The sequence below is a fragment of the Spirillospora sp. CA-294931 genome (assembly GCF_050946795.1).
Taxonomy (GTDB): Bacteria; Actinomycetota; Actinomycetes; order Streptosporangiales; family Streptosporangiaceae; genus Spirillospora.
The window spans coordinates 3,334,941-3,360,752 of sequence record NZ_CP192006.1 but is presented as its reverse complement, the minus strand read 5'-3'; the positions used below and the strand labels follow the sequence as shown (position 1 = coordinate 3,360,752).

Here is a 25,812-nt window from a genome sequence, read left to right as displayed (position 1 = left end):
TCACTCCAGCTCCGTCAGGGCCCGGCGGACGACGCGCCTGACCAGTTCGACCTTGTAACCGTTGTCCCTGCGCGGCCGGGCGCCCGCGGCGGCCGCCTCGCCCGCCGCCGCGATGGACCTCTCGTCCAGCGGCCGCCCGACCAGCGCCCGCTCGGCCTCCGGCGAGCGCCAGGGCTTGGCCGCGACGCCGCCCAGCGCGATCCGGGCCGATCTGACCTCGCCCCCGCGCAGCTCGACCGCGACCGCGGCCGAGACCAGGGCGAAGGCGTAGGACGTCCGCTCGCGGAACTTGACGTAGCGCGAGTTCCGCGCGAACGGGGCGGCGGGCAGCTCGACGCCGGTGACCAGCTCGCCCCGGGCCAGCTCCGTCCCGAGGTGCGGCGTGGTGCCCGGCAGCCGGAAGAAGCGGTCGACCGGAATACGGCGGCGCTCGCCCGGGCGCTCGGTGAGGATCACCGCGTCCAGCGCCTGGAGTGCCACGGCCATGTCGGACGGGTGCACGGCGACGCAGTGCGGGCTCGCGCCGAAGATCGCCTGGAGATGGCCGTCGCCCTCGGCGGCCGAGCAGCCCGAGCCGGGCCGCCGCCGGTTGCAGGCGAACTCCGGCAGCCGGTAGTAGGGGCAGCGGGTCTGCTGGAGCAGGTTGCCGCCGAAGGTGGCGCGGTTGCGGATCTGCGCGGACGCGCCCGAGCGCAAAGCCTGCGCCAGCACCGGGTACGCGCGGCGCAGCCGGGAGTCGTCGACCGCGTTGCGGCACAGCGCGCCGATGCGCACTCCCCCGCCGCGCTGCCACTCGACCCGGTCCAGGCCGAGCCCGTTGAGGTCGACCAGGTGGCTCGGCGCGGCGATCCCGTCGCGGACCAGCGTGACCAGGTCGGTGCCGCCCGCGACGAAGGCCGCGTCCCGGTCCTCGGCCAGGACGCGCAGCGCCTCCGAGACCCGCGTGGCCCGGGTGTAGTGGAAGGGCGGCATCGCTAGCGCCCCCTCATCGTGCGGGAGGCCGCCTCGACGGCGGCGATGATGTTGGGGTAGGCCGCGCACCGGCACAGGTTGCCGCTCATCAGTTCCTTGATCTCCTCACGGGAGGGTCGCGGGTTCTCGGTCTCCAGCAGGCCGACGGCGGAGGTGACCTGGCCCGAGGTGCAGAAGCCGCACTGCATCCCGTCGTGGTCGACGAACGCCCGCTGCACCGGGTGCGGGCGGTCGCCGTCGGCGAGCCCCTCGACCGTGGTGACCTCGGCGTCCTGGAACATCTGGGCGAAGGTGAGACACGACAGGACGCGCCGCCCTTCCACCAGGACGGTGCAGGCGCCGCATGCCCCCTGGTCGCAGCCCTTCTTCGGCCCGGTGAGCCCGAGTTCCTCGCGGAGCGCGTCGAGCAGGCTGGTCCGGGGGTCGAGTCGCAGGGACCGCCGCCGCCCGTTGACGGTCATCGTCAGCGGCAGCGTCTCGGGCGGCGGCGTGGGCACCGGAGCCGCCTGCGCGGGCGCCGCCGCGCCGAGCGCCGCTGACCCGGCCACCCCGGCCCCGGACGCCAGGAACGCCCGGCGGCTCGGGCCCCCTTCCTCGGTCTCATCGGTTTCTCCGGTCAATTCGTCCATGCGCGCCATTCAATTCGCGACGCGGTAAAGGCGGACGAAAAGGCGGGGTGATCAGGCGAAAGAGCGTTCAGGAGCGTGTCGTACGGCGTTCATCCCGGTCTCCTACGGTCCGTCCCATGATCAAACCCAATGGGCGATCGGCGCTGGGGCTCATGCTGCTCCTGCTGCCGCTGCCCTTTCTCACCCCCGCCCAGGCCGGGGCCGCGCCGGACACCGTCACCGTCCAGGGGACGGTGTTCCGCGACGTCGACGGCGACGGCCGCCGCGACCCGGGCGAGCGGGGCCTGGGCGGCGTGTCGGTGACCGACGGGCAGGCGTGGGCCACGACGGGAGCCGACGGTTCCTACGAGCTGGCCATGGACCCGGCGCGGCGCGGCACCGACCTGGTGCAGGTCGTCTCGCCGGACGGGCACACGCCCGCGCTGCGCGAGGACTACGTGCCGCGCCACTTCGTGCGCGTCCCCGAGAACGGGGCGACCGGCGCCGACTTCGCGCTGGTGCCCGACCGGCGCGCCGCGGACCCGCGCGAGACCTGGCTGATGCCGTCCGACAGCGAGACCGACAACCGCAGCGACGCCTCGGCCGCCGCGACGCGGCAGCGGTGGAAGGCGCAGGTCGAGGCGATGGGACGCTCGGGCGCCACGGTCGCGATCGCCACCGGCGACCTGACCGTGACCGACTACGCGGCGGCGCCGCGCCGCCAGGGCGGGTACGACCTGCTGCGCGAGGGCCTGGCCGCCGGGCGGCTCGGCATGCCGTTCTACCCGGTCATGGGCAACCACGACGCGGGCGCGCCGGGCGCGGACGCGCAGGGGTACGCGGCGAACATGGAGACCTGGCGCCGCAACCTGGGGCCGGAGTGGTACAGCTTCGACCGCAACGGCCGCCACCACGTGGTGCTGGAGAACAACTACGACACCTCCAGCCTCGTCCCGCAGTTGGAGTGGCTCCGCGAGGACCTCCGGCGCGGCGCCAAGGGCAAGCAGGTCATGGTCTACGCGCACCGCTCGCTGTTCACGCAGTGGGGGCCGGGCAGGGCGATCCAGCCGATCATGGACGAGCTGGCCCGCTACGACGTCCGCATGTTCGCCTCCGGGCACAACCAGCAGGCCGAGTTCCGGCGCGGGGCGTTCCCCCGGTCGGTCGAGGTCAGCAACATGGGCACGACCTACGGGATCGACGGCGCCCGGCTGGGGTACAAGCTGCTGGACTTCACCGAGATCAGCGGCAGGGACACCGGATACGTCAAGGGCGTGCACCGGCAGTTCGGGATCAACACCGACACCGCGCTGCCGAGCCCGAGCAACGGGAGCGTCCACCCCACGGGCGCGCCCGTCAGGGTCGAGGCGTTCGCCGAGGACGCCGGGCGCACCCCCGCGACCGCGACGCTGACCGTCCGCGACGCGCGTGGACGGGCCGTGGCGCGCACCGGGCGGCTGCCGTTCGGACGCGGCACCGCCAGGGCCGGGGTCCAGAACTGCTACGCCGCCGAGCGCTGCCCCGCCAGGCGCACCTCGTGGACCCGCGCCACCGGCGCGGTCCGGCCGCTGCCGCCGGGCGCCTACACCGCCGAACTGGCCGTGACCGGCACCGACCGCGCGGCCTGGCGCGGCGTCCGCACCTCCTTCCGCGTCGAGCGGCGGCACCGGCTCGGCGCCGCGCGCGACGGGCGCGACTGGCCGCGTCCGGGCGGCGGCGAGCGGGGCGACTCCTCGGCCGGTGACGACCCGGGCGCCACGCTCGACCTGCGCTGGACCGCCGACACGGGCGAGAACTTCAGCCTCAACGGCTCCGCCGTGGTCGGCGGGCAGGTCATCGTGACCTCACGCGCGCTCGCCTCGCCCTACAGCATGGTCCTGGCCTACGACGCCAGGACCGGACGCGAGACCTGGCGCACCTACCTCGACGGGGACGCCGACTCGGCGCCCACCGTCCACGGCGGGCGCGTCTACCTGACCACCGGCGTCGGCCGGGTCTACGCCCTGGACGCCCGCCGGGGCCGAATCGTCTGGCAGCGGATCGAGCGCGAGGAACGCCAGGGCGCCACGGTCCGCCGCTACGGCCGCGCGGGCGGCCCGGTCAGCGTGTTCGACCTCCCGAAGCGGCCCGTGGCCCTCTACCAGGAGTGGGACCGGATCATCTGCCGCGACGCGGCGACGGGCGACGCGCTGGGCGGCGGGTTCTCCGCTCCCGTCGGATGGGGCCAGTTCCACAGCTCGGCCGTCCGCGACCCCGGCTCGACGACCGCCTACCTGCATTCCGGGTCCAGCCAGTCCCTGATCGCCGTCGACCTGACCACCTGCACCCGCACCTGGACCACCCCTACGGGAGGCCATCTGTTCACCCATTCCTCCCCCGCGCTCACCGCCGCCGGCCCGACCCGGCTCGTGTCGGCCACACTGGGCGGCGTCTACGGTCACGACCTGGACGGCAAAACGGTATGGCACGCCAAGATCGAGGGCGACAAGCCCCCGGAGAACACCCCCTGCGAGCCGGGACCGCCCCCGATCACCAGCCCCGCTGTTCGCGACGACCACGCCTACGTCGCGAGCCGGGACGGCGTCGTCCGCGCGTTCGACCTCAAGGCCCTGGACCCGGCGAAGCCCGTCTGGGAGACCCCCGTCGGCTACCCGCCGGGCGAAAGCCCCGAGGGCTGCGACGTCGTGCGCAAGGGCTCGCCCGCGATGCACGCGGTCGCGACCGGAACCGTCGTCTACGCCGGGACCTGGGACGGCCGCCTGCTCGCGCTCGACCGCCGGACGGGTGCCAGGCTCGCCGAGTACGACCTCGGCGGCGGCGTCACCTCGGCGCTGTCGGTCAGCGGCGACCGGGTCTTCGCCCTGACCACCGACGGAACCGTCCACGCGCTGGTTGCCCGTCGGCCGCGCTAACAACACTGGTATATAGACAGTAGTCTGCATATAACGCTTGCAAAAGACCATCGGCGTGTGTTTGGCTCGCGTCTATGGGACATCCCTTGTTTCTGACTATGCCCGCGCCCCCTCCTCCGATCTCGGTGGCGGAGGCGCGGGCCGCCGGGGCCCGTCCGGTGACCCGGGCGCGGCTGATGCGGTGGGAGGGCTTCGCCTGGACGGCCTCGGGGGCGGTCTGGGTGACCGCGGGCTGGCCCGGCGCGATCATCGGCTACCCCGACGCGTGGTACGCGGGCGTGGTCGCCGCCAGCATGATCGCGACCGGGCTCGGCTGGCGGATGGTGCGGTACCGGGCACCGCTCCTGCGCCCGCGCCGCTGGGTGGTGCTCGAACCCTCGTCCGGCCCGCCCGGCCCCCCGCCCACCTCCGCGCGGCTCAAGCGCGAGGTCGTCAAGGACGCGCTGTACTGGAGCGCGTTCGGCGTCGCCTGGCCGCTGACCGCCTACGCCCTGAGCCTGTCGGAGACCATCGCGTCCGGCGTGTACGTGCTCGGCAGCGGGCTGTCGATGCTGGCCTGGGGCTGGCTCTGCCTCTTCACCGCCGGGAGCCTGGGCGACGACGGCCTGGTGGTCCGGCGCCGCTACTTCCTCGGCTCGCGCGTCCCCGTCCTGGAGGAGCCCGGCCGCCGCGCCCCCGGGGCCTTCGGCCTGGTGCTGCGCGCCGCCGCCCGCTAGAAGGTTCCGCTAGTGGGCGGGGATCGCCCAGTTGACCGGGAGCTTGAAGATCTTCAGATACTCCAGCGCCTCGGTGGCGGTCACACCGGGAAGGGTGCGCAGGCGGTCGGTGACCAGCCCGGTCAGGGCACGCTCGGACGGGCACGCGACATCGAGCAGCAGGTCGTAGCGGCCGGTCGTGGCGACCGCGACCTCGACCTCGTCGATGCGGCGCACCTCGTCCAGCACCCGGTCGAGCGGCCCTGAGGCGCGCACGCCGACCGCCGCCTGGACGCGCTCGCCGGACGCCATCCGGTTCACCACGGTCACGACGGTGACGGTGCCGCTCTCCAGCAGCCTGATGCTGCGGCGGCGGGCGATGGAGTACGGCACGCCGGTGCGCTCGGCCAGCTCGCGGTAGGACAGCCGGCCGTCGCGGCTCAGCGCGCCGATGATGGCCCGGTCGTGGGCGTCGAGCGCGGCGGCGTCGCCGGGGCCCGGCACCCGCTGCGGGCCGAAGCCGCCGCCCGGCTGCCACTTGCCGATGCCCAGGTAGCGGAACGTCTCGCAGGACACCACGGCCGGATGGGCGCGGACGTGCTCGTCCAGCAGCTCGAACAGGTGCCCGGCGTCGCGCGCGACCACCTCGGCCAGCAGGTCGCCCCGGCCGCCGACGCAGACCACGAAGTCGATCTCGGGCACCTCGGCCAGGGCGGCGGCGACGGGCGCCACCGGGCCGTTGACGCGCAGCAGGCTCAGCCCGAAGGCGTGGTAGCCGAGCGCGGCCGGGTCGACGCTGCCCAGCACCCGCAGCACGCCGTTGCCCTCCAGCCGCTTGAGCCGCTCGCGGACGGCGTCCGCCGAGAGCCCGACCGCGCGGCCGAGCCCGGTCAGCGCCGCGCGCCCGTCGGCGCACAGCAGCTCGATCAGCCGCCGGTCGAGATCGTCGATCGCGATCCGCCCGGTCGCGCCCCCTCGTCCGTCCACCCGGCCATCCTGCCACGGCGTTCATCGTTCGGGCGCGCCCTGCCGGAACGCCTCACTCTGGACACGCGTTAGGTTCATCGAAGCCCGCTAATACGCGGGAAATTTGCAACTTCCCAAGGAGCATCGATGATCCAGAACGTCGGGTCGATCGTGGACGAGGTGTGCCGGGTCGCGAACCTGCCGCTGGAGCGCGGCGAGACCCTGCCGCCGGCGGCCTACACGTCCCCGGAGTTCTACGCGCTGGAGGTCGAGCGCGTGTTCCGCCGCGAGTGGCAGTGCGTCGGGCGGGTCGACCAGCTTCCCCGGACGGGCGACTACCTGGCCGTGGAGCTGTTCGGCGAGCCGATCGTCATCACCCGCGACGAGCACGGCGACCTGCACGCGCTCTCGCGCGTGTGCCGGCACCGGTTCATGGATCTGCTGCCGCCGGAGACCGCGCCGCGCGAGGGCAACGTCCCGCGCCTGACCTGCCCGTACCACACCTGGGTCTACCGGCTGGACGGCCAGTACGCCGGACGCCTGGCCGGGGCGCCGCTGATGGGCAAGGTCGACTTCGAGCGCAGGGACTGCCACCTGCCCAAGTACGGCCTCGAGGTGTGGCAGGGGTTCGTCTTCGTCAACCTCGACCCCGGCGCCGAGCCGCTCGCCCCGAGGCTCGCCGGGCTGGAGAAGCGGCTGGGCGCCTACGACTTCAGCACCTGGGTGACCGCCGACACGATGGGCTGGGAGGAGATCGGGGCCAACTGGAAGGTCGCGGTCGAGAACGGCGTCGAGAGCTACCACCATCTCGGCACCCACGCCGAGAGCCTCCAGCCGGTGCTGCCCGCGCAGCGCTTCCAGGCCCACGAGAGCGACGGCATCTGGTTCACGGGGCTGATGCCGGTCGCCCGCGAGTTCGCCGAGTCCGAGGTGGACGGCTACCCGATCATGCCGACGATGCTGCCGTCCTGGCCGGGCCTGACGCCCGAGCAGCGCTCGGGGATGCTCGCCGTGGTCGTGTTCCCGCTGTTCGCGATCGCCGTCAGCCCCGACTCGGCCACCTGGTTCCGCTGGGTGCCGACCGGACCCCAGTCACACAGCGCCGAACTCCGGCTGATCGTGCCGCCCGGGTCCACCGAGGTCCAGGACTTCGCGGAGCTCGTCGAGGGCGGCCGGTCCATCACCGGCCAGATCCAGAGCGAGGACATCGTCGCGCTCCAGGGCGTGCAGCGGGGGCTGGCGTCCCGGACCGCGCACCGCGGCCGCTTCTCCGACCTGGAGCGCGGCGTCTGGCAGTTCCAGCGCTACCTGGCCGACCGGGTCGCGCCCGGCCGTGAATCTTGACAACCGGTTATCGAGTGATAACCTCAGATGAGTGGTTATCGATTGATAACCCGTCCGAACCCGAGGAGCCGAGATGAGTACCAGGACCACCCAGGCGACCACCACCGACGAGATCCTGGCCGAGATGCGTCCCTACCTGGACGACGAACCTCCCTGGCTCAGCCTCCCGCCGCGCGCCTTCACCGACCCCGGCCTGTACGAGCTGGAACGCGTGAAGGTCTGGGGCCGGTCGTGGGTCCTGGTGGCCCACGCCGACCAGCTGGCCGCCACCGGCGACTACGTGTCGCTGTCGATCGCGGGCGAGCCCGTCCTGATCACGCGGGACGAGGACGGCGTCCTGCACGCCATGTCGCCGGTCTGCCGGCACCGGCTGATGCCGGTCGTGGAGTCCGACACCAGCGGCAACGCCGAATCCTTCACCTGCCCCTACCACCTGTGGAAGTACCGGCTGGACGGGCGGCTCGCGGGGGCGACCTTCATGAAGGGCAACCCCGACTTCGACCCGAAGACCTGCCGGCTCCCCGAGTTCGCCGTCGAGGAGTGGAAGGGGCTGGTCTACGTCAACCTCGACCGCGACGCCGAGTCGTACGCGGCGCACCTGGACCTGGTGGCGGGCGAGCTGGCCAACTGGAAGTTCGAGGAGATGGTGCAGGTCGCGTCCTGGACCGAGGACTGGGACGCCAACTGGAAGCTGGCCTACGAGAACGGCACCGAGAACTACCACGTCATCGGCCTGCACCCGAACACGCTCGACCCGTTCATGCCGGGCCGGAACGACATGTGGCTCAACCAGGTGTCCCCCTGGCTGACCCACGGCCGCTTCCCGTTCGCCCAGACGCTGCCCCCCGAGACCCTGCCGCTCACCGAGGAGCAGCGGGCCAACGCCACCGCGCTGCTCCAGTTCCCCAGCGGGGGCCTCATCACCTTCGGCGACCAGGCGGTCTGGGTGACCTTCATCCCCCAGTCCATCGACAGGACCCTGGTCAGGTTCGGGGTGCTGATGCCGGCGGCGATGGCCGAGGGCGCCGACCCCGAGGCGCTCAGAGAGGAGAACACCGCCGCCGCGGCGGCCATCAACATCGAGGACCAGCGGGGCCTGGAGCGCGTCCAGCGCACGCTCGGCTCGCGCTTCGCCGAGCGCGGGCACCTCAGCCCCAAGGAGCAGCCCGGTGTGATGATCTTCTACCGCACCCTGACCAAGGCCCTGCTCAGCGAGGACGCCGACTGGCCGGGCAAGCTGTGAGCACGATGACGATCGGCGGCCGCGCCGTGACCGCCGACACCGTCTTCGACGTCGTCAACCCGGCCACGGGCAAGCCGTTCGCCTCCGCTCCCGAATGCCCGCCCGAACGGCTGAACGAGGCGATGGAGGCCGCGCGGGACGCCTTCCCCGAATGGCGGTCCGACGCCGAGGCGCGGCGGGCCTGCCTGCGGCGCGCCGCCTCGGTGCTCCAGGAGCACGTGTCCGAGCTGGCCGGGCTGATCACCGCCGAGCAGGGCAAGCCGGTCACCGAGGCGGCCCACGAGGTCTTCGCGATGGCGATCTGGCTGGAGCACCACGCCGACACCGAGATCCCGGCCGAGGTGATCCACCGGGACGGGGACGCGCGGGTGGAGGTGCTGCGCCGCCCGATCGGCGTGGTCGCCGCGATCACGCCGTGGAACTTCCCGCTGGCGCTGGCGTCCTGGAAGATCGCGCCCGCGCTGCTCACCGGCAACACCCTGGTGCTCAAGCCCTCGCCGCACACGCCGATGGCGACGCTGCGGATGGGCGAGCTGCTGCGCGGCTCGTTCCCGCCCGGCGTGCTGAACGTCGTCAGCGGGGGCGACGGACTCGGCGCGGCGATGGCGTCCCACCCGATCCCGAGGAAGATCAGCCTCACCGGGTCGGTGGCCACCGGCAAGCGGGTCGCGGCGGCCGCGGGCGCCGACCTCAAGCGGGTCACGCTGGAACTCGGCGGCAACGACGCCTCGATCGTCCTGGACGACGCCGACCTGGCCACGGTGGCCGACGCGGTCATCGAGAACGCGTTCGTCAACTGCGGACAGGTGTGCACCGCGATCAAGCGGCTGTACGTCCCCGAGCACCGGTACGACGCGTTCGTGGTGGCGCTGGCCGAAGGGGCCGAGGCCCTGCGGGCCGGAGACGGCGCCGAGGCGGGCACCACGCTCGGCCCGCTCACCACGCGGGAGCAGTTCGAGCGGGTCCGGGGCCTGGTCGAGGACGCCCTGGGCCGGGGGGCGCGCGCCGTCACCGGCGGGCGCGCCCTCGATCGGGAGGGGTACTTCCACGCCCCGACGATCCTCACCGGGGCGCCGGACGACGCCCCGGTCGTCGCCGAGGAGCAGTTCGGGCCGGTGCTGCCCGTCCTTTCCTACCGGGACGTGGACGAGGCCGTCGCCCGCGCGAACGACACCACCTTCGGCCTGACGGCGTCGGTCTGGGGAGCCGACGCCGACCGGGCCGAACGGGTGGCGCTGCGCCTGGAGGCCGGCACCACCTATGTCAACACCCACTTCGCCATGGTCGGCCCGCAGGAGCCGCTCGGCGGGATCAAGTGGAGCGGTGTCGGGGCCGAGCACGGCCGCTGGGGCCTGGAGGGCTTCACCGACCTGCACGTCCTGCACCGCGCCTGACCGAACGACCGAGAGGACCAACAGCGATGCCGAAATACCTCACGCCCGAATGGATGGCCCACGTCGTGGAGGCGGCCGATGGCCTGCCCGAGCGGTCCGGCTCCACCGCCGTGCTCCAGTACGTGCTGACCGAGACGCCGGACGGCGAGGACGTCCACTACCACTGGGTCCTGGAGAACGGGCGGCTCACCGAGGTCGCGCAGGGCCTGCGCGAGGGGGCCGACTTCACCGTCACGATGACCTACGCCGACAGCGTGCTCATCGAGAAGGGGGAACTGTCGGACGACGACGCCTACGCGCAGGGCCGCACCAAGTTCAGCGGCAGCATGGTCAAGGCCATGCGGCTCACGCCGCTGCTGAACTCCCCGGAGTTCAAGGCCGTCCAGGACAAGATCCGTGCCGGGACCGAGTTCTGATGACGGGCGCGCCGCACGGGCTGGACTAGGCTTGGCGCCCATGGCAGCGGGAAGGGTCACCGGCGGCGCGAAACCGTCGCCGTCGGCCGAGCGCATTCTCCGCACCGCGGCACGGCTGTTCGCGGTGCACGGCTACTCGGCCACCTCGACCCGCGACATCGCCGCCGCCGTGGGCGTCGCGCAGCCCGCGCTCTACAAGCACTTCTCCTCCAAGGACGACATCCTGTCCTCACTGGTCAGGCTGGGGGTCGGCCGTCCGATCGAGCTGGCGGCGCAGCTGACCGGCCGGCCGGGACGCGCCTCGGCGCAGCTGTGCCGGTGGCTCACCGCCTCGCTGGAGCATCTCCAGGAGTCCCCGTACGTGCTGGTGTCGATCCTCACCACGCCCGAGCTGGGGCACGACCGCTTCGCCGACGAGCGCGCCCTGATGGACCGGCTGGAGCGGGTGGCGGCCGAGCTGATCGAGCGGGGGCAGGCCGAGGGCGACCTGCGCCCGATGGATCCGCTGAGCGGGGCCCGGATGGTGCTGGCGCTGTTCGACGCGATGGCCCTGCCCGAGATCGCCGTGAGCGCGGCGGAGATCGTCGACTTCGCCCTGACCGGCCTGGCCGGCGACCGCGCCGCGGTCGAGGCGATACGCCGCGAGGCCGCCGCGCTCGACCGCGGCGAATAATCGTTCGACGGCAGTGCGGCGTCCCCGGAGAATTCGCTCATGATCATCTTTCTGGAGACCCCCCGGCTCGTGCTGCGCCGGTTCACCGAGGAGGACGTGGACGCGCTCGTCCTGCTCGACTCCGACCCCGAGGTGATGGCCTACATCTCAGGGGGCGACCCGACTCCGCTGGAGGAGATCCGGGACGAGACGCTCCCGGCGCTCCTGGCGGAGTACGAGCGCGGCCCGGTGGGCCGGTGGGCCGCGCACGACCGGTCCACCGGCGCGTTCGCCGGCTGGTTCGCGCTGCGCCCGCCGTCCTCGGGCGCCGCCGAGGAGGTCGAGCTCGGCTACCGGCTCCGCCGGGAGTTCTGGGGGCGCGGCCTGGCCACCGAGGGCTCCCGCGCGATCATCGACAAGGGGTTCGCCGACCTCGGCGTGAAGCGCGTCTACGCCGAGACCATGGCGGTCAACACCGCGTCCCGCCGCGTGATGGAGAAGGCGGGGCTGACCTATGTCCGGACCTTCTACCTGGAGTTCGACGACCCCATCGACGGCACCGAGCTCGGAGAGGTCGAGTACGAGCTGCTGCGCGCCACGTGGGCGGCGGCCCGGGTCACAGGAGCGACGCCGGGCTGATCCGGTGCAGGTGGATCAGCACGTCGTAGAACGTGCCGAGCGCGACCGGGCGCAGCTCGTCGGGGTAGTCGGAACCGATGTCGCGGGTCGGCCGCGTCCGGGCGAGCCAGTCGCGCAGGACCGGCGGCGCGGTGCGCATGTCGAGCAGGTAGTCGCGGTGCCGCGAGCGGTCGAGGGTCTCCTCGTTGCTCCCCTTCTCGGGCGGGCCGACGGTGACGGGCCGCAGCACCCCGGTCTCGGGGTCGAAGGCGTTGAGCCCGCCCCGGCCGAAGCTGAAGCCGATCGCGACGTAGCGGCGGCCGATCCGCTCCCTGATCAGGTCGCCCTGGATGCGGTACGGGTACTCCGGACGGGAGTTGCCGTAGGCGACGTGGCCGTTGTGCGCCGACAGCAGGGTGCGCCCGCCGGTGCGGCCGTTCCACCAGACCGTGTTGTCGGCCATCGCCCGCTCGCGGTGCTGGACGGCCTTGAGCAGCTCGTCGCGGTCGGCCATGTCGTAGGAGTACAGCCGGGCGACCTGGGCGACGAAGGACGCGTAGCGCACCGTCGTCGCGTCCGCGCCCCGGGCGCGCAGGAGGGCGACGACGCCGTCGGCGCGTCCGGCCAGGGCCCTGCGCTCGGCCAGGGGCTTGCCCGGGTAGTCCTTCATCCAGGTCTCCATGTCCGTGGTGGGACGGAGACCCCGGTAGCCCTCGGCCAGCGCCGGGAGCAGGTCGGGATGGTGGGCGCGGACGTCCTTCTCGACGCGGGCGAACAGCTCCTCGCCGGGGTAGTCGACGTCGTTGCCGACATAGCGGAGCTTGGCCTTGTGCCGCGCGTTGTAGGAGCGCATCCATTCGAAGAGGGCGAGGTACTCGCGGGTCTTCCACAGCCGGGTGCCGCCCTGGAACTCCTCGTTCATGATGCGGCGGATGTCGCCCTTGCCGCGCACCACGTAGTCGTCGATGCGCAGACCGGCCGCGATGTGCACCTCCTGGCTGAACGCCCGGAAGCCCTTCTCCCTGACCAGGTACTGGAACACCCGGTTCTTCATGGTGAAGAACTCGCGGGAGTTGTGGGTGGCCTCGCCGAGCCCGACCACGGCGGCGCCGTCGAGCATCCGCCCCAGCGCGCGCAGGTCGTGCGAGGAACCCCCGGGCCCGGTCGACAGCAGAGGCCTGGCATGGCGGTCGATGGCCCCGGTCACGGGCCCGGCGTCCGCCCGCGCGGGAGCCGCGGCCAGGGCTCCCGCGACGGCGGGGACGAGGACGAAAGGGAGGGTGCGGCGTGTTCTCAAGGACATGGCGTCCATCCTCCGAGCCGCGTGACCGGCGGAGCACTACGGCCAGCACCAGGACGCCGGGTGGGGCTCTCCCTCCATGATCAGCGCGCGGGCTCCAGGGCGGCGAAGGGGACGCTCGCCGGGACGGGCTCGGGCGCGCCGGGGTGGCGCCACAGGCCCCGGGCCTGGAGCACGGGCAGGACGCCCTCGCCGAACCAGTAGGCCTCCTCCAGGTGCGGGTGGCCCGACAGGACGAACTCGTCGATGCCCAGGGCGTGGTACTCCTCGATGCGGTCGGCGACCTCGGTGTGGCTGCCGACCAGCGCCGTCCCGGCCCCTCCCCTGACCAGGCCGACCCCGGCCCACAGGTTCGGCGCCACCTCCAGGGCGTCGGTGCGCCCGCCGTGCAGGTCCAGCATCCGCCGCTGCCCCTCCGAGCCGCTGCGGGCCAAGCCCTTCTGGACGGCGGCGATGACATCGGGGTCCAGGGCGGCCAGCAGCCGCTCGGCCTCGGCCCACGCCTGCTCGGCGGTGTCACGGCTGATCACGTGCAGGCGGATGCCGAAGCGCGGCGCCCGCCCGGTCGCGGCGGACTCGCGGCGGATCCAGGCGATCTTCTCGGCGACCTGGCCGGGCGGCTCGCCCCAGGTGAGGTAGACGTCGGCGTGCCGCGCCGCGACCCGGCCGGCGGCGGGCGACGACCCGCCGAAGTACACGCGCGGGACGGGGTCGGGAAGCCGTGTGAGGGACGCCCCGGCCACCCGGATGTGGCGTCCTTCGAGGTCGACCCGCTCGCCGCGCCAGAGGGCCCGCGTCACCGTGAGGAACTCGTCGGTGCGGGCGTAGCGCTGCTCCTTGTCCAGGACATCGCCGTAGGCGCGTTGCTCGGCGTCCTCGCCGCCGGTGACCACGTTCAGCAGCAGCCGTCCGTCCGAGTGCCGCTGGAAGGTGGCGGCCATCTGGGCGGCGAGGGTGGGCGAGACCAGCCCGGGCCGGAAGGCGACCAGGAACTTCAGCCGCTCGGTCTCGCGGGCCACCATCGCGGTGGTGAGCCAGGCGTCCTCGCACCAGGCGCCGGTCGGGGTGAGCGCCCCGGCGAAGCCGAGGTCCTCGGCCGCGCGGGCGATCTGGGCCAGGTAGCCGATCGAGGCGGGCCGGTCGCGACCGGCCGTGGTGACGTCGGTGCCGTGGCCGCCTCCCACCAGGTGGCGGCTGTCGCCGTAGGTCGGCAGGAACCAGTGGAACGTCAGAGTCATCGCGGGCTCCTTCAGCGGACGGGTGCGAGGGGTCGGCGTGCCGTCAGCGCCTCGGAGAAGGCGTCGACGACCGGGTACAGGGGTTCCCGGGCGGCGGGGTCCAGCCGGACGCCGCCGGGGACGAGCTCGATGTGCCGGTCCAGGACGAACCGGCCCTGCACCACGTGCCCGGCGCCCAGCGCCGCCAGCACGGGCCGCAGGGCGTAGTCGACGGCCAGGACGTGGGCGGGGGTGCCGCCGGTCAGGATCGGCAGCACGACCTTCCCGGCCAGCGCGAACTGCGGGAGCAGGTCGAGGAGCGTCTTCAGCAGGCCGCTGTAGGCGGCCTTGTAGACGGGCGAGGCAACGATGAGCCCATCGGCCGCGGCGATCGCGCGGACGACCTCGGCGAGGCGGGGGTCGGACGCGTCGCCCGCCAGCAGTTCGGCCGGGGGCAGCTCGCGGACGGCGACCGAGCCGACGTCGTGGCCCCGATCGCGCAGGCGGGACGCCAGGTGGGCGCTCAGCGCGGCGGTGCGCGAGAGCGGGGAGGGACTGCCGGACAGCACGAGGATCGAGGACATCGCGGAGCCCTTCGGTATTTCATGTAATTCCGGTCTGAATATAGGAGATCCTAGTCGACGGATCGCCGGACGCCAGGGCCCGGTCCTTCGTCATCCGCGAGCGGGTGACAGGGAATCCCTTTCACCCGCCGCCCGGTAGGCGCGGGCCGTCCGGACGAACAGGCGGTGCAGGTCGCGTACCGGCTGCGGAACCGAGGCCGACCGGCGGCGCTGGAGCACCAGCAGGACGTCGGCGCCGCGCGGCTCCAGCGGGCGGAAGGTGATGAGCCCGGCACGTTCCAGCGGGTCGCCCGCGACGCTGAAGTCGGGCAGCACCGTCACGCCGAGCCCCTCGGCGACCATCAGCTTGCCCATCTCGGCACCGTCGGCGGAGTAGGAGAAGGACGGCGTCCCGCCGCCCAGGAAGCGATGCGCGAACCGGTGCATGAGATATCCGGACCGCATCGCGATCAGGGGCTCGCGCAGCAGGTCGTCCGGGCCGACCGAGGCCAGTGCGGCCAACGGGCCGTCCGGCCGGACGCAGGCCACGGCCCGTCCCGCCAGCAGTTCGGTGGTCTCGAACTCGGGCGGCGGGTCGTCGCCGCGCAGGTGGTTCACCAGGCCGAGGTCCAGGCCGCCCTCCCTCAGGGCGCGGTGGATGCCCGCCTGCCGGGCGCCGACGACCTCCACCTGGGTCGCCGGATGCGCCCGGCGGAACTCCCCGATGGCCGGGACGAGCAGCGGCACCGTGGCGGTGTTCGCCGTCCCCACCCGGAGCGTCCGGGTGGCACGATGCTGCTCGCCCGCCGCCTCGCGCAGCCGGTCCACCGCTTCCAGGACGCTCTCGATGTGCGGGAGCAGCTCGCGGCCGACCGCGCTGATCCGGGCCCCCGACCTGCGGCGCTCCAGCAGGTCAACGCCGAGCTCGCGCTCGAGGTTGCGGACGGTCTCGCTCAGCGCGGGCTGCGAGAGGTGCAGGTCCTCGGCCGCGCGGCGCAGGGACCCGAGTCGGGTGACGGCCCTGAGGTACTCCAGCTGCTCGACGCGCATAGCCAACCTTCCCTACCGAAATTATCGGTAAGCCTACCGAGGCGACCCGCATCCCGGGTGTGAGGATGCGGGTCGCGCGGAGGGGCCGCAAGGGGCGGCCCTGGTCAGTAGCCCGGGGTCACCGTGCAGTGGAGGAAGTCGGGATCGTCGATCAGTCCGAGCATGCAGTCGGCCAGGTCGGCGCGGGCCACCCGATAGCCGCCGCGGAGCCCGCGGTCGACGCCGATCCGGTAGTCGCGGGTCAGCCGCCCGTCGGTGAGGCGCGGCGGCCGCATGATCGTCCAGTCCAGACCGCTCTCGCGGACCACGGCCTCCATGGCGCGGGCGTCGCTGAACGGGCCCTTCAGGATCTTCCGCACCAGCGGCTTGACCAGGAAGTGCGCCACCGGGCCGTCGTCCTCCTCGGTGAAGGCGGCGCTCGCGCTCACCACGATCAGCCGCCGCGCGGACGCCTTGGCCATCGCCTCGATGATCTTCTCGGCGGTGTCCGTCCGCGAGGTGGAGACCGCGCGGCCGGGCGAGCCGATCGCCGACAGCACCGCGTCACAGCCGTCGATCATGGGGACGAGCGAGGCCGGGTCGGTCAGGTCGGCCGTGGCCACGGTGAGGCGGCCGCCGCCGGTGAGGGCGGGCGTGGGCCGCCGCACCACGGCGGTCACGTCGTGGCCGGCGTCCACGGCCTGGCGGACGAGCTCGCCGCCGACCGCGCCCGTGGCCCCGAAGATGGTCAGATGCATGGTGTTCGCCTCCGGTCAGGAGCCCCCGCGGACATCGAAGGGGCGCAGGTACGGGCCGGGGTCGGCGCCGGTGAACTTCGGCGGCACCGCCGGGTCGAGCCGTCCGGCCAGGTCGTTGAGCGAGGCCGGGTCGATCGTCCAGGTCCCGCCGTCGATCCGCGCCTCCAGGGTCTTGACCGCGGCCAGCACCTCGCCGGTGCCGAACGAGCAGTGCCCGGCCTTACGGACGTAGGCGCGGGCCAGCAGCCCGTCGTCCCCGGCCGCCCGCACCAGGTTGCGGTAGGTGGTCTGGGCCTGGATCGGGACGACGCCGTCGCCGGTGGTGTGCACGGTCAGCATCGGCCGCTTCAGATCACCGGTGAACATGCTGGTCTTGGCCAGGTTGGCGGCGGGCAGCAGGCTCGGCTTCACGCGCTGGGCGTCCTTGAGCCTGCCCAGGTCGCCGTCCAGCGACAGGCCCGCCTTGGCGTACAGGGCGTGCACCTCGGCCCGGTCCGAGGACTTCTCGACCAGCGCACGGTAGTCGACGCCGGTGTTCCACGAGACGTTGCCGCCGGTGCGGGCCTCGATCTCGGCGCGCCAGGTGTAGGCCACGTTGAAGAACGGGCCCACCATGTGGCGGGCCTGGTTGACCTCCCAGGTCTCGTAGTCGTCGGGCGCGGGCTCGGGGACCATCGGCCCCGGCCACGACGGCAGGTTGTACAGCGAGGCGGCCAGCGCGATCCGCGCCCGTCCCTCGGGCGTCTCCTGCGCCTGCTTGAGCGCCGCGGTGACCCGGCCCGCCCACTGGGTGGCCGTCGCCTGGTCGGGGACGCCGGTCAGCGGGACGTCGTCGAGCCCGCCGATCAGCGTCTTCACCGCGAAGGTGGTGTCCAGCAGCGCGTTGAAGTGGGCGATGCCGCCCTGCTGGAGCCCGCACATCGCCAGCGTCCCGTCGAAGGTCCGCCCGTGCCGCTCGGCCAGCGCCGTGGTGATCAGCCCGCCGTACGAGGTCCCCCACGCGATCTTCTTGCGGGCGGCGCCGAACCTGCGGGTGAACTCGGCCAGCGTGGCCAACTGGTCGGGGACGGCCTCGCCCACCGCCCACCCCGTCTTGGCGTACGACGAGCCGATCAGGGCGTAGCCCTGGGCCAGCGCGGCGTCGCGAACGGCGTCGTTCGAGGCGGCTCGCGCGGGGTTCGGCTGTCCCTGGGTCACGTACCCGTGGCTGTAGAGCAGCACGGTACCGTTCCAGCCGGCGGGGACGTCCATGACGTACGTCGCGCCGCTGGCCAGCGTCCCCTCCACATGGGCGGGGCCCTCGTCGGCCCGGACGGGCGCGGCGGGCTGGACGGCCGAGGCCGCCAGCACCGCCAGCAGCCCCGCCCCGATCGTCTTGGCTCTCATCGCATCTCCTCTGCCGTCTGGACGGCGTGGTCAGGACGGCTGGTCGGGGGGCAGGGTCAGCACGGCGGCGGCGTTGAATCCGCCCGTCCCCCGGGCCACGACCAGGGCCGCGGACAGGTCCGGCACCCGGCGCGCGGACGTCACCAGGTCGAGCTCCTCGATCGGCCCCACGTTGACCGTGGGCGGGATCACGCCGCCCGACAGCGCCAGGGCGGCCGAGGCCACGTCGAGCGCCGCGCCGCCGGAGCACAGGCGGCCGGTCATCGTCTTGGGCACGGTGACCGGGACGCGCCGGTCGCCGAAGACCTCGTGCAGCGCCGCGATCTCCAGCCGGTCGCGCTCGGCGTCGCCCGCGCCGTCGGCGAAGACCACCGAGACGTCCGCGGGGGCCAGGCCCGCCCGGTCCAGCGCCTGCCGCATGGCCGCGGCGAGCTGGGTGTGGCCCGGCGCCGCGTCCATGACGTGGTAGGCGTCGTGCGTGGACGCGCAGCCCGCGACCTCGGCGTAGATCTGCGGAGCGCCGCGCTCCCTGGCGTGCTCCAGCTCCTCGGCGATGATGACCGCGCCGCCCTCGCCGGGCACGAACCCGGCCGCGCCCGCCGCGAACGGCCGGTACGCCAGCGCCGGGTCCGCCTCGGCGTTGAGGGTGTCCAGGCGCGACTGGCAGGCCAGCGCGTACGGGGACAGCGGCGCCTCGGTGCCGCCGGTGACGACGGCCGACAGCCCGCGGCGGATCTGCCGCGCCGCCGAGGCCAGCGCGTCCACCGCGCCCGCCGCGTCGGCGACCAGCACCCCGCAGGCGCCCTTGAGCTGGTGCTTGATGGAGATCTGGCCGCTGCTGGCGGCGTAGAACCAGCCGATCGACTGGTAGGCGCTGACGTTGCGCGGACCGTCCCGCCACAGCGCCTGAATCTCCTTCTGCCCGAACGCGTTGCCGCCGGACGCGCTGGCGGTGACGACCGACAGCGCGAACGGGTCCTCCCGGCTCGGGTCCAGGGCCGCGTCGACCAGCGCCAGCTCGGTGGCGGCCAGGGCCATCCACGTCCAGTGGTCGGTCTGGACGGCCAGCCGGCTCTCGACGAACTCGCTCTTGTCGAAGCCCTCGACGCGTCCCGCGACCCGGATCGGCAGCCTGGCGGCGTCCTCGCCGTCCAGCGGCGCGATGCGGGCGGTGCCGGCGAGCGTGGTCTCCCAGTGCTCGACGGCGCCGATGCCGGTGGGCGCGACGACGCCGAGCCCGGTGATGACGGTGCGGCGGCTCATGCGCCCGCCCCGAGCCGCGAGAACACCATCGCCGACTGGAACCCGCCGAACCCGCTGCCGGCCGACAGGACGTGGTCGGCCGTGACGTCCCGCGCCACCAGCGGCGTGTAGTCCAGGTCGCAGTCGGGGTCGGGCGTGTGCAGGTTGGCGGTGGGCGGCGCCACCCCGCGGTCGATGACCAGCGCGCAGGCCGCCATCTCGATCGAGCCGATGGCGCCGAGCGAGTGCCCGATCACCGACTTGATCGAGCTGATCGGGACGTCGCGCGCGGCCTCGCCGAGCGCCCGCTTGTAGGCGGCGGTCTCGTGCTTGTCGTTCTGCTTGGTTCCCGACCCGTGGGCGCTGATGTAGCCCAGGTCGGACGGGTCGAGCCTGGCCTGGTTCATCGCGTCGGAAATGGCCTCGCCCAGCTCGTACCCGTCGGGCCGCAGACCCGTCATGTGGAACCCGTTGGCGCGGGCCGCGTAGCCGCTGACCTCGCAGTAGATCTCGGCGCCGCGGGCCCTGGCGTGCTCCAGCTCCTCCAGGACCAGCACGGCCGCGCCCTCGCCGAGGACGAAGCCCTTGCGCTCGTTGTCGAACGGGCGGGACGCCTGCTCGGGGTCGCCGTTCATCGGCGTGGTCGCGCGGATCGCGTCGAAGCACGCCACGGTGATCGGCGAGATCGGGGCGTCGGACGCGCCCGCGATCATCACGTCGGCCTCGCCGTCCTGGATGAGCTGGAGGGCCTGGCCGAGCGCGTCGATCCCGGAGGTGCAGCCGGTGGAGACCACCGACGCCGGGCCGTGTGCGCCGTACCGGACGGCCAGCTCGGTCGCGGCGCTGGAGGGCACCAGCGCCTGGTAGAGGAAGGGCATCCCGTGCTGGTGGTCCACGGCCCAGTCGCGGCCGTGGTCGCTGGCCACGACGTACTCGTCCTCCAGCGTGATCGTCGCGCCCACCGCCGAGCCGAGCGAGACCCCGGTCCGCTCGTGCCCGGACAGCAGGCCCGCGCCGCCGGCCGCCGGGCCGAGCCCGGAGTCGGAGATCGCCTCGTCCGCGCAGGCCACCGCCATCTGGACGAAGCGGTCCATCCGGCGGGTCTCGCGCGGCGTCAGGCCGTACCTGACGGGGTTGAAGTCGACCTCGGCGGCGATCTGCGACCGGTAGCCGGTGGGCTCGAACGCCGTGACGCGGCGGATCGCGGGCTTGCCGTCCACGATGCGCTGCCAGAACTCCTCGCGGGACGGGCCGCCGGGGGCGACGACTCCGATCCCGGTCACCACGACGCGTCGCATCACACCTCCTCGGGGTAGGGCTCGGTGTCCACGTGGCCCAGCTCGGGCCGGGGGGCCAGCGGGCTGAGCTGGAAGACCGCCAGCACCTCGGCGTCGCCGGTGTTCAGCAGGCGGTGCCGGGTGTTGCGCGGGATGAGCAGGGCCTGGTCGGTGCCGACGGCCAGCGGCTCGCCGTCCAGCTCGACCCGCAGCTCGCCGGAGGCCACGTACAGGTACTCCTCGGAGTACGGGTGGTAGTGCTCGGTGACCTTCTCGCCGGGCGCCAGCCGGACGGCGCCGCAGAATCCCGAGGTCGAGCCGACGTTGGCCGGCGAGACCATCGTCCGCAGGTCACCGCCGCGCTTTCCGTTGGACGGCACGTCGTGGAACCCGACGACCGTCCGGCGCCGCTGCTCGACCTTGTCCTTGATGAGCTTCATCTGAATGCCGGTGTTGACGTTGATCCGCTCGGTCATCCCGGCGGTGTCCAGCGGCGCGCCGTCCTTCATCTCGAAGTCCTGGGTCCAGCGCATCCGGGTCCGGTCGTCGGCCAGGGCCTCGAAGGTCCAGGTGATGTTCATGAACTCGAACGGGCCCTTCTCGACCCGGCGCGAGCGGACGGTGAAGGTCTCGGGGTCCCACACTCGGGTCGAGACCCAGGACCACTCGCGGCCCTGCTCGTCCGGGTGCATGGTGAGGCGGAAGGTGATCGAGTTCTCGCCCTCCTCCAGGACCTCGGCCTTGGAGTACTCGGAGAACAGGTCGGGCCAGCCGCGCACGTCGTTGGTCTGGGCGAAGACGAAAGGGACGGAGGCGTCGATGTCGACGTGGTTGTAGGTGTGACCGATCATGTCTGTCGTCTCCTCAGGCGCGCGCGGTGGTGAGCCGGCTGGTGACCATGTCCTTGAGCCCCGCCGGGGTCTCCTCGGCGGTGAGCTCCTCCTCCACGTCGACGTCGTAGCGGTCCTGGATCCGGGTGGCGATCTCCATCCGGGCCAGCGAGTCCAGGTCCAGGTCCTCGAACGAGCGGCCGAACGCCTCGGCCCCGGCCGAGCGGTCCAGCCCGACGGCGAACAGCAGTTCCTTGATGACCTCGTCGCTGATGATGTCTCCGACCATTACCGAGCTCCTATCCAATGTCTCTGTCACTGAAAAAGATATGTGTGTGAATTGGTGTCCGTCTTCCGCCGGAATGGGGAATGTCCACGTCCCCCGATGGCGCTGTTCTCCACCGCGCGGAGGAGGGGCGGGACCGCCGCGCGGTCAGGCCGCCCAGGTCGTCGGCTTCTGGTCGGCCATGATCTGGTCGACGAAACGGGTGGTGTGCGCCCCGGAGACAAAGGCGGGCTCCCGCAACAGCCTTTTCAGAAGGGGAATGGTCGTGGCGACACCGGGACCGGACACCTGAAATTCATCCAGACCGCGTAGCGCCTTTTCGATGGCCTCGTCCCTGGACGGGGCCCAGACGATGAGCTTGGCCACGAGCGAGTCGTAGTCGGGCGGCACGGCGTCGCCCTGGGCGAACCCCGAGTCGACGCGCACCCCGGGCCCGCCGGGCGGGCGGAAGACCGCGAGCCGACCGGGCGTGGGACGGAAGTTGAAGTCCGGGTCCTCGGCGTTGACGCGGCACTCCAGGGCCGCGCCGTGGAACCGCACGTCCTCCTGGGCGAAGCCGAGCGGAGCCCCGCCCGCGACCCGGATCTGCTCGCGGATCAGGTCGACGCCGGTCATCATCTCGGTGACCGGGTGCTCGACCTGGATCCGCCCGTTGATCTCCATGAAGGTGACCGACCCCTCGGGGTCGACCAGGAACTCCATCGTCCCGGCGCCGGTGTAGCCGACGGCGCGGGCACCGGCGGTGGCGTGCTCGCCCAGCTCGGCGCGCAGCCGCTCGGGCAGCAGCGGCGAGGGCGCCTCCTCGATCAGCTTCTGGTTGCGGCGCTGCATCGAGCAGTCGCGCTCGCCCAGGTGCAGGGCCGTCCCGTGCTCGTCGCACAGCAGCTGCACCTCGACGTGCCGGGCGGCGGGCAGGTACCGCTCCAGGTAGACCTCGCCGTTGCCGAACAGCCGGCGGGCCAGCGCGGTCGTGCGGCGGTAGACGTCCTGCAGCTCGGCGCGGTCGCGGGCGATCTCGATGCCGCGCCCGCCGCCGCCCGCCGCGGCCTTCACGATGACCGGGTAGCCGATCTCGGCGCCGATCTCCTCGGCGTCGGCGAGGGTGGGGACGCCGCCGTCGCTGCCGGGCAGCAGCGGCAGGCCCGCCCTGCCCATCAGCGTGCGGACCCGGGCCTTGTCGCCGACCTGCTCCATCACCTCGGGCCTGGGCCCGATGAAGGTGATCCCGTTCTCGGCGCAGACCTGCGCGAAGTCGGGGTCCTCCGACAGGAAGCCGTACCCGGGGTGGATGGCGTCGGCGCCGGTGCGCAGCGCGGCCTCGATGAGGCTGGGCACGTACAGGTAGCTGCGGCGGGACGGCGCCGGGCCGATGTGCACCGTCTCGTCGGCGTACCTGACGACCTGGGAGTCGCGGTCCGGCGTGGAGTGGACGGCGACCGTGCGGATGCCCATCTCCCGGCAGGTGCGCGCGATCCGCAGCGCGATCTCCCCGCGGTTGGCGATCAGCACGGTGCCGATCGGGCGGCTCACGGCGTCTCCACCCGGACCCGCACGAGGGTCTGGCCGAACTCGATGGGCTCGGCGTTGCCCGGCAGCACCGCGACGACCTCGCCCGCCCACTCGGTGACGACCGGGTTCATCAGCTTCATCGCCTCGACGATCCCGATGGTCTGCCCGGCCTCGACCCGGTCGCCCTCCTGGACGAACGGGGGCGCGCCCGGCTCGGGGGCCACGTAGAACGTGCCCACCAGCGGCGCGGCGACGTCCTTGACGTTCGGGTCGGCCGGCGCCTCGACGACCGGGACCTCGGCCGCCGCCTGGACGACCGCGGCCTGCACGGTGGCCGCCGCGACGGGCGCGGGCTCGGCCAGGGCGTGCGCCCAGGTCACCTCCAGGGCGACGTCGCCCAGCCGGGCCGAGACGCTGGAGACCGGCCCCGGCACGGTCTTGACCAGATGGCTGACCTCCTCGCGCAGCAGCCGGAGCGACTCGTGCTCGGACTCGCTGGACTCGGTTTCGGTCGGTTGCTCAGACATCCTCAACGACTCCCATCCGGCGGAACCTGGCGTACCTGCGGTCCCGCAGCTCGTCGGCGTCCAGGGCGCCCAGCTCGGCCAGCGCGCCCAGGACGGCCCCCTTCACGGCGGCGGCGGCCCGTGCGGGCGCCGCCTGCGTTCCCCCGTCGGGCTCGCGCACGATCCCGTCGATCACGCCGAGCCGCAGCAGCTCGGGCGCGGTGATGCGCAGGGCCTCGGCCATGTCGGGCCCCTTGGACGGCTCGCCGTGCAGGATGGTGGAGCAGCTCTCGGGGCTGATGACCGAGTAGCAGGAGTTCTCCAGCATCAGCACGGTGTCGGCCACGGCCAGCGCGAGCGCGCCGCCGCTGCCGCCCTCGCCGGTCACCGTAGACACGATCGGGACGCCGAGCCCCGACATCCCGGCGATGCACTCGGAGATCGCCCACGCCTGGCCGCGCTCCTCGGCGCCGATGCCCGGGGCGGCGCCCTGGGTGTCGACGAAGGTGACCACCGGCAGGCCGAGGGTCTCGGCCAGGCGCATCAGGCGCAGCGCCTTGCGGTAGCCCTCGGGCTCGGGCATCCCGAAGTTGCGGGCGACCAGTTCCTTGGTGTCGTGGCCCTTCTGCTGGCCGATGACCATCACGCTGACGCCGTCGATCACGCCGATCCCGCCGACGACCGCGGGGTCGTCGCCGTGGTGCCGGTCGCCGTGCAGCTCGATGAAGTCGCCGCACATGTGCCAGATGTAGTCCAGCGTCGTGGGGCGCTGGATGTCGCGGGCCAGCCGGACGGTCTCCCAGGCGCTGCGCCCGGTCGCCTTGAGCGTTCCCAGCTCGGCCACGTCCCGCACGACGGGTGCCCCGGCCCCGGCCTCGCCGGGACGGCGCGGGCCCGCGTACAGGGTCAGCAGCCGCGCGATGAGCGGCCGGACGCCCTCACGGGTCTCGACCCGGTCGATCATCCCCTGGTTCTTGAGGTACTCGGCCGTCTGGAACCCGGCGGGCAGCGTCTCGCGGGTCGCCGAGGCGATCACCCGGGGACCGGCGAAGCCGATCAGCGCGCCGCGCTCGGCGATCAGCACGTCGGCCAGCGTCGCGAACGACGCGGTGACACCGCCGAAGGTCGGGTCGGTGAGCACGCCGACCGACAGCAGCCCGACCTCGCGCATGCGCTCCAGCGCCTGGGCGGTCTTGGCCATCTGCATCAGCGAGAGCGTGCCCTCCTGCATCCGCGCGCCGCCCGAGGCGGTGACGAAGACCAGCGGCCAGGAGCGCGCGATGGCCTCCTCGCAGGCGCGGGCCAGCGTCTCGCCCACGGCCGACCCCATGCTGCCGCCCAGGAACCCGAAGTCCATCACCGCGACCATCACGGGGTGGCCGCCGATCGTCGCCGAGCCGTAGGGCATGGCGTCCGGCTTGCCGGTGCGGGCCCGCGCCTTGACGAGCCGCTCCCGGTACGGGCGGATGTCGGTGAAGCCGAGCGGGTCCGAGCCGCGCACGGGCTCGGACGGCAGGAACGAGCCCTCGTCGACGAGGGTCCTGATGCGCTCGTCGGCGCCGATGCGGTGGTGGTGCTCGCACTCGGGGCACACGTGCTGGTTGCGCACCAGCCGCGGGATGTAGACGGTCGCGCCGCAGCTCTTGCAGTGCGTCCACTTGTCGTCGGCCGCGTCCTGCCCCGCCGCTCCGGCGGCGCCGCGCGTGTCGAGCACGGTCATCGCGCCTCACCCGTCCAGTGGTAGAAGGGCTTGGCCCTGGCGTCGGCCGGGCTCGCCCAGGTCTTCGGGTCGTACGGGGTGATGTGCGGGTCGAGGTCGCGGCACAGCCGCTGGAAGTCCTCGCGCTCGCCCGCGCCGGCCATCGCGTCGGACGCGGACCCGTCGAACTCGACGTAGTGGAAGTACAGGTCGTGGTACAGGTACAGATCGCGACGGGTCACACCGAGTGCCCGGGGCAGCTCCGCCCCGTCGGACGCGGCGAACAGCTCGGCGACCTCGGCCGCCGATCCCGGCCGCATGCGGGCGACGATGAGAGTCCGTTCGGTCATGGGAAATCTCCCTTCGATTTCGGAATTCACGCTAGGAGCC

The 25,812-nt window shown here is 73.0% G+C and carries 25 protein-coding genes; 8 read left to right on the top strand and 17 right to left on the bottom strand.

Going from position 1 to position 25,812, the window contains the following annotated elements; translation table 11 throughout:
- Complete coding sequence (locus tag ACQPY4_RS14990) at positions 1 to 972, bottom strand: FAD binding domain-containing protein (protein WP_433336633.1); 972 nt, start codon at positions 970 to 972, stop codon at positions 1 to 3.
- Positions 973 to 974: 2 nt separating this feature from the next.
- Entirely contained in the window at positions 975 to 1,433 is a 459-nt protein-coding gene (locus ACQPY4_RS14985; RefSeq protein WP_433338922.1) for a (2Fe-2S)-binding protein, read from the bottom strand.
- A 284-nt stretch (positions 1,434 to 1,717) separates the two neighbouring features.
- On the opposite strand from ACQPY4_RS14985, the gene ACQPY4_RS14980 reads away from it, so the two are divergent.
- Both ACQPY4_RS14980 and ACQPY4_RS14975 read left to right on the top strand, forming a co-directional pair.
- Positions 1,718 to 4,492, top strand: a complete 2,775-nt coding sequence (locus ACQPY4_RS14980) for a PQQ-binding-like beta-propeller repeat protein (RefSeq protein WP_433336631.1) — start codon at positions 1,718 to 1,720, stop codon at positions 4,490 to 4,492.
- A gap of 98 nt (positions 4,493 to 4,590) precedes the next feature.
- Positions 4,591 to 5,208 (top strand): hypothetical protein, encoded by a 618-nt coding sequence (locus tag ACQPY4_RS14975; protein WP_433336630.1) that lies wholly within the window; start codon positions 4,591 to 4,593, stop codon positions 5,206 to 5,208.
- Positions 5,209 to 5,217: 9 nt separating this feature from the next.
- Here ACQPY4_RS14975 and ACQPY4_RS14970 read toward each other — a convergent pair whose 3' ends face one another.
- A complete protein-coding gene (locus tag ACQPY4_RS14970) occupies positions 5,218 to 6,174 on the bottom strand; it encodes an Lrp/AsnC family transcriptional regulator (protein ID WP_433336628.1) in 957 nt (318 codons plus the stop codon).
- Positions 6,175 to 6,300: 126 nt separating this feature from the next.
- Here ACQPY4_RS14970 and ACQPY4_RS14965 point away from each other — a divergent pair, with 126 nt between their 5' ends.
- From ACQPY4_RS14965 to ACQPY4_RS14940, 6 genes are all read left to right on the top strand, one after another.
- Positions 6,301 to 7,497, top strand: coding sequence for an aromatic ring-hydroxylating oxygenase subunit alpha (locus ACQPY4_RS14965; protein ID WP_433336626.1), 1,197 nt, complete (start codon positions 6,301 to 6,303; stop codon positions 7,495 to 7,497).
- Positions 7,498 to 7,570: 73 nt separating this feature from the next.
- Positions 7,571 to 8,740 carry an aromatic ring-hydroxylating oxygenase subunit alpha gene (locus tag ACQPY4_RS14960; protein ID WP_433336624.1) on the top strand — a complete coding sequence of 390 codons (1,170 nt, stop codon included), beginning with the start codon at positions 7,571 to 7,573 and terminating at the stop codon, positions 8,738 to 8,740.
- A gap of 5 nt (positions 8,741 to 8,745) precedes the next feature.
- Positions 8,746 to 10,134, top strand: a complete 1,389-nt coding sequence (locus ACQPY4_RS14955; protein ID WP_433336622.1) for an aldehyde dehydrogenase family protein — start codon at positions 8,746 to 8,748, stop codon at positions 10,132 to 10,134.
- A 26-nt stretch (positions 10,135 to 10,160) separates the two neighbouring features.
- Positions 10,161 to 10,550: an SCP2 sterol-binding domain-containing protein gene (locus tag ACQPY4_RS14950; RefSeq protein ID WP_433336620.1), complete on the top strand. Its 390-nt coding sequence runs from the start codon at positions 10,161 to 10,163 to the stop codon at positions 10,548 to 10,550.
- A gap of 40 nt (positions 10,551 to 10,590) precedes the next feature.
- A complete protein-coding gene (locus ACQPY4_RS14945) occupies positions 10,591 to 11,223 on the top strand; it encodes a TetR/AcrR family transcriptional regulator (RefSeq protein WP_433336618.1) in 633 nt (210 codons plus the stop codon).
- A gap of 39 nt (positions 11,224 to 11,262) precedes the next feature.
- The gene (locus ACQPY4_RS14940) at positions 11,263 to 11,841 is read left to right on the top strand and encodes a GNAT family N-acetyltransferase (protein WP_433336616.1); all 579 of its coding nucleotides are present in this window, start codon (positions 11,263 to 11,265) and stop codon (positions 11,839 to 11,841) included.
- Here ACQPY4_RS14940 and ACQPY4_RS14935 read toward each other — a convergent pair.
- From ACQPY4_RS14935 to ACQPY4_RS14870, 14 genes are all read right to left on the bottom strand, one after another.
- Positions 11,819 to 13,123, bottom strand: a complete 1,305-nt coding sequence (locus tag ACQPY4_RS14935) for an erythromycin esterase family protein (protein ID WP_433336614.1) — start codon at positions 13,121 to 13,123, stop codon at positions 11,819 to 11,821. The genes ACQPY4_RS14940 and ACQPY4_RS14935 overlap by 23 nt on opposite strands.
- A gap of 80 nt (positions 13,124 to 13,203) precedes the next feature.
- The gene (locus ACQPY4_RS14930) at positions 13,204 to 14,358 is read right to left on the bottom strand and encodes an LLM class flavin-dependent oxidoreductase (protein ID WP_433336612.1); all 1,155 of its coding nucleotides are present in this window, start codon (positions 14,356 to 14,358) and stop codon (positions 13,204 to 13,206) included.
- An 11-nt stretch (positions 14,359 to 14,369) separates the two neighbouring features.
- Positions 14,370 to 14,921 carry an NADPH-dependent FMN reductase gene (ssuE, locus tag ACQPY4_RS14925; RefSeq protein WP_433336610.1) on the bottom strand — a complete coding sequence of 184 codons (552 nt, stop codon included), beginning with the start codon at positions 14,919 to 14,921 and terminating at the stop codon, positions 14,370 to 14,372.
- Positions 14,922 to 15,011: 90 nt separating this feature from the next.
- On the bottom strand, positions 15,012 to 15,950 hold the full coding sequence (locus ACQPY4_RS14920) for a LysR family transcriptional regulator (protein ID WP_433336608.1): 939 nt from the start codon (positions 15,948 to 15,950) through the stop codon (positions 15,012 to 15,014).
- Positions 15,951 to 16,054: 104 nt separating this feature from the next.
- Complete coding sequence (locus ACQPY4_RS14915; RefSeq protein WP_433336606.1) at positions 16,055 to 16,687, bottom strand: NAD(P)-dependent oxidoreductase; 633 nt, start codon at positions 16,685 to 16,687, stop codon at positions 16,055 to 16,057.
- A gap of 15 nt (positions 16,688 to 16,702) precedes the next feature.
- Positions 16,703 to 18,073 (bottom strand): alpha/beta hydrolase family protein, encoded by a 1,371-nt coding sequence (locus ACQPY4_RS14910; RefSeq protein ID WP_433336604.1) that lies wholly within the window; start codon positions 18,071 to 18,073, stop codon positions 16,703 to 16,705.
- A gap of 30 nt (positions 18,074 to 18,103) precedes the next feature.
- A complete protein-coding gene (locus tag ACQPY4_RS14905) occupies positions 18,104 to 19,336 on the bottom strand; it encodes a beta-ketoacyl synthase N-terminal-like domain-containing protein (protein ID WP_433336602.1) in 1,233 nt (410 codons plus the stop codon).
- Positions 19,333 to 20,616 (bottom strand): beta-ketoacyl-[acyl-carrier-protein] synthase family protein, encoded by a 1,284-nt coding sequence (locus ACQPY4_RS14900; RefSeq protein ID WP_433336600.1) that lies wholly within the window; start codon positions 20,614 to 20,616, stop codon positions 19,333 to 19,335. The genes ACQPY4_RS14905 and ACQPY4_RS14900 overlap by 4 nt, the downstream gene beginning before the upstream one ends.
- Complete coding sequence (locus ACQPY4_RS14895) at positions 20,613 to 21,443, bottom strand: cupin domain-containing protein (protein WP_433336598.1); 831 nt, start codon at positions 21,441 to 21,443, stop codon at positions 20,613 to 20,615. The genes ACQPY4_RS14900 and ACQPY4_RS14895 overlap by 4 nt, the downstream gene beginning before the upstream one ends.
- Positions 21,444 to 21,456: 13 nt before the next feature.
- Positions 21,457 to 21,711: a phosphopantetheine-binding protein gene (locus ACQPY4_RS14890; protein ID WP_433336596.1), complete on the bottom strand. Its 255-nt coding sequence runs from the start codon at positions 21,709 to 21,711 to the stop codon at positions 21,457 to 21,459.
- Between the two features lie 144 nt (positions 21,712 to 21,855).
- On the bottom strand, positions 21,856 to 23,238 hold the full coding sequence (locus ACQPY4_RS14885; RefSeq protein WP_433336594.1) for an acetyl-CoA carboxylase biotin carboxylase subunit: 1,383 nt from the start codon (positions 23,236 to 23,238) through the stop codon (positions 21,856 to 21,858).
- The gene (locus tag ACQPY4_RS14880; protein WP_433336592.1) at positions 23,235 to 23,744 is read right to left on the bottom strand and encodes an acetyl-CoA carboxylase biotin carboxyl carrier protein; all 510 of its coding nucleotides are present in this window, start codon (positions 23,742 to 23,744) and stop codon (positions 23,235 to 23,237) included. The genes ACQPY4_RS14885 and ACQPY4_RS14880 overlap by 4 nt, the downstream gene beginning before the upstream one ends.
- Positions 23,737 to 25,443, bottom strand: coding sequence for an acetyl-CoA carboxylase carboxyltransferase subunit alpha (locus tag ACQPY4_RS14875; protein ID WP_433336590.1), 1,707 nt, complete (start codon positions 25,441 to 25,443; stop codon positions 23,737 to 23,739). The genes ACQPY4_RS14880 and ACQPY4_RS14875 overlap by 8 nt, the downstream gene beginning before the upstream one ends.
- Positions 25,440 to 25,772: a TcmI family type II polyketide cyclase gene (locus ACQPY4_RS14870; protein ID WP_433336588.1), complete on the bottom strand. Its 333-nt coding sequence runs from the start codon at positions 25,770 to 25,772 to the stop codon at positions 25,440 to 25,442. The genes ACQPY4_RS14875 and ACQPY4_RS14870 overlap by 4 nt, the downstream gene beginning before the upstream one ends.
- Positions 25,773 to 25,812: the final 40 nt, after the last annotated feature.

Coding starts and splice junctions, on each gene's coding strand:
- ACQPY4_RS14940 (WP_433336616.1), top strand. CDS start 11,263: ATGATCATCTTTCTGGAGACCCCCCGGCTCGTGCTGCGCCGGTTCACC.
- ACQPY4_RS14960 (WP_433336624.1), top strand. CDS start 7,571: ATGAGTACCAGGACCACCCAGGCGACCACCACCGACGAGATCCTGGCC.
- ACQPY4_RS14965 (WP_433336626.1), top strand. CDS start 6,301: ATGATCCAGAACGTCGGGTCGATCGTGGACGAGGTGTGCCGGGTCGCG.
- ACQPY4_RS14930 (WP_433336612.1), bottom strand. CDS start 14,358: ATGACTCTGACGTTCCACTGGTTCCTGCCGACCTACGGCGACAGCCGC.
- ACQPY4_RS14980 (WP_433336631.1), top strand. CDS start 1,718: ATGATCAAACCCAATGGGCGATCGGCGCTGGGGCTCATGCTGCTCCTG.
- ACQPY4_RS14920 (WP_433336608.1), bottom strand. CDS start 15,950: ATGCGCGTCGAGCAGCTGGAGTACCTCAGGGCCGTCACCCGACTCGGG.
- ACQPY4_RS14935 (WP_433336614.1), bottom strand. CDS start 13,123: ATGTCCTTGAGAACACGCCGCACCCTCCCTTTCGTCCTCGTCCCCGCC.
- ACQPY4_RS14870 (WP_433336588.1), bottom strand. CDS start 25,772: ATGACCGAACGGACTCTCATCGTCGCCCGCATGCGGCCGGGATCGGCG.
- ACQPY4_RS14905 (WP_433336602.1), bottom strand. CDS start 19,336: ATGAGCCGCCGCACCGTCATCACCGGGCTCGGCGTCGTCGCGCCCACC.
- ACQPY4_RS14955 (WP_433336622.1), top strand. CDS start 8,746: ATGACGATCGGCGGCCGCGCCGTGACCGCCGACACCGTCTTCGACGTC.
- ACQPY4_RS14985 (WP_433338922.1), bottom strand. CDS start 1,433: ATGACCGTCAACGGGCGGCGGCGGTCCCTGCGACTCGACCCCCGGACC.
- ACQPY4_RS14895 (WP_433336598.1), bottom strand. CDS start 21,443: ATGATCGGTCACACCTACAACCACGTCGACATCGACGCCTCCGTCCCT.
- ACQPY4_RS14915 (WP_433336606.1), bottom strand. CDS start 16,687: ATGCATCTGACCATCTTCGGGGCCACGGGCGCGGTCGGCGGCGAGCTC.
- ACQPY4_RS14880 (WP_433336592.1), bottom strand. CDS start 23,744: ATGTCTGAGCAACCGACCGAAACCGAGTCCAGCGAGTCCGAGCACGAG.
- ACQPY4_RS14950 (WP_433336620.1), top strand. CDS start 10,161: ATGCCGAAATACCTCACGCCCGAATGGATGGCCCACGTCGTGGAGGCG.
- ACQPY4_RS14910 (WP_433336604.1), bottom strand. CDS start 18,073: ATGAGAGCCAAGACGATCGGGGCGGGGCTGCTGGCGGTGCTGGCGGCC.
- ACQPY4_RS14975 (WP_433336630.1), top strand. CDS start 4,591: ATGCCCGCGCCCCCTCCTCCGATCTCGGTGGCGGAGGCGCGGGCCGCC.
- ssuE (WP_433336610.1), bottom strand. CDS start 14,921: ATGTCCTCGATCCTCGTGCTGTCCGGCAGTCCCTCCCCGCTCTCGCGC.
- ACQPY4_RS14890 (WP_433336596.1), bottom strand. CDS start 21,711: ATGGTCGGAGACATCATCAGCGACGAGGTCATCAAGGAACTGCTGTTC.
- ACQPY4_RS14990 (WP_433336633.1), bottom strand. CDS start 972: ATGCCGCCCTTCCACTACACCCGGGCCACGCGGGTCTCGGAGGCGCTG.
- ACQPY4_RS14945 (WP_433336618.1), top strand. CDS start 10,591: ATGGCAGCGGGAAGGGTCACCGGCGGCGCGAAACCGTCGCCGTCGGCC.
- ACQPY4_RS14875 (WP_433336590.1), bottom strand. CDS start 25,443: ATGACCGTGCTCGACACGCGCGGCGCCGCCGGAGCGGCGGGGCAGGAC.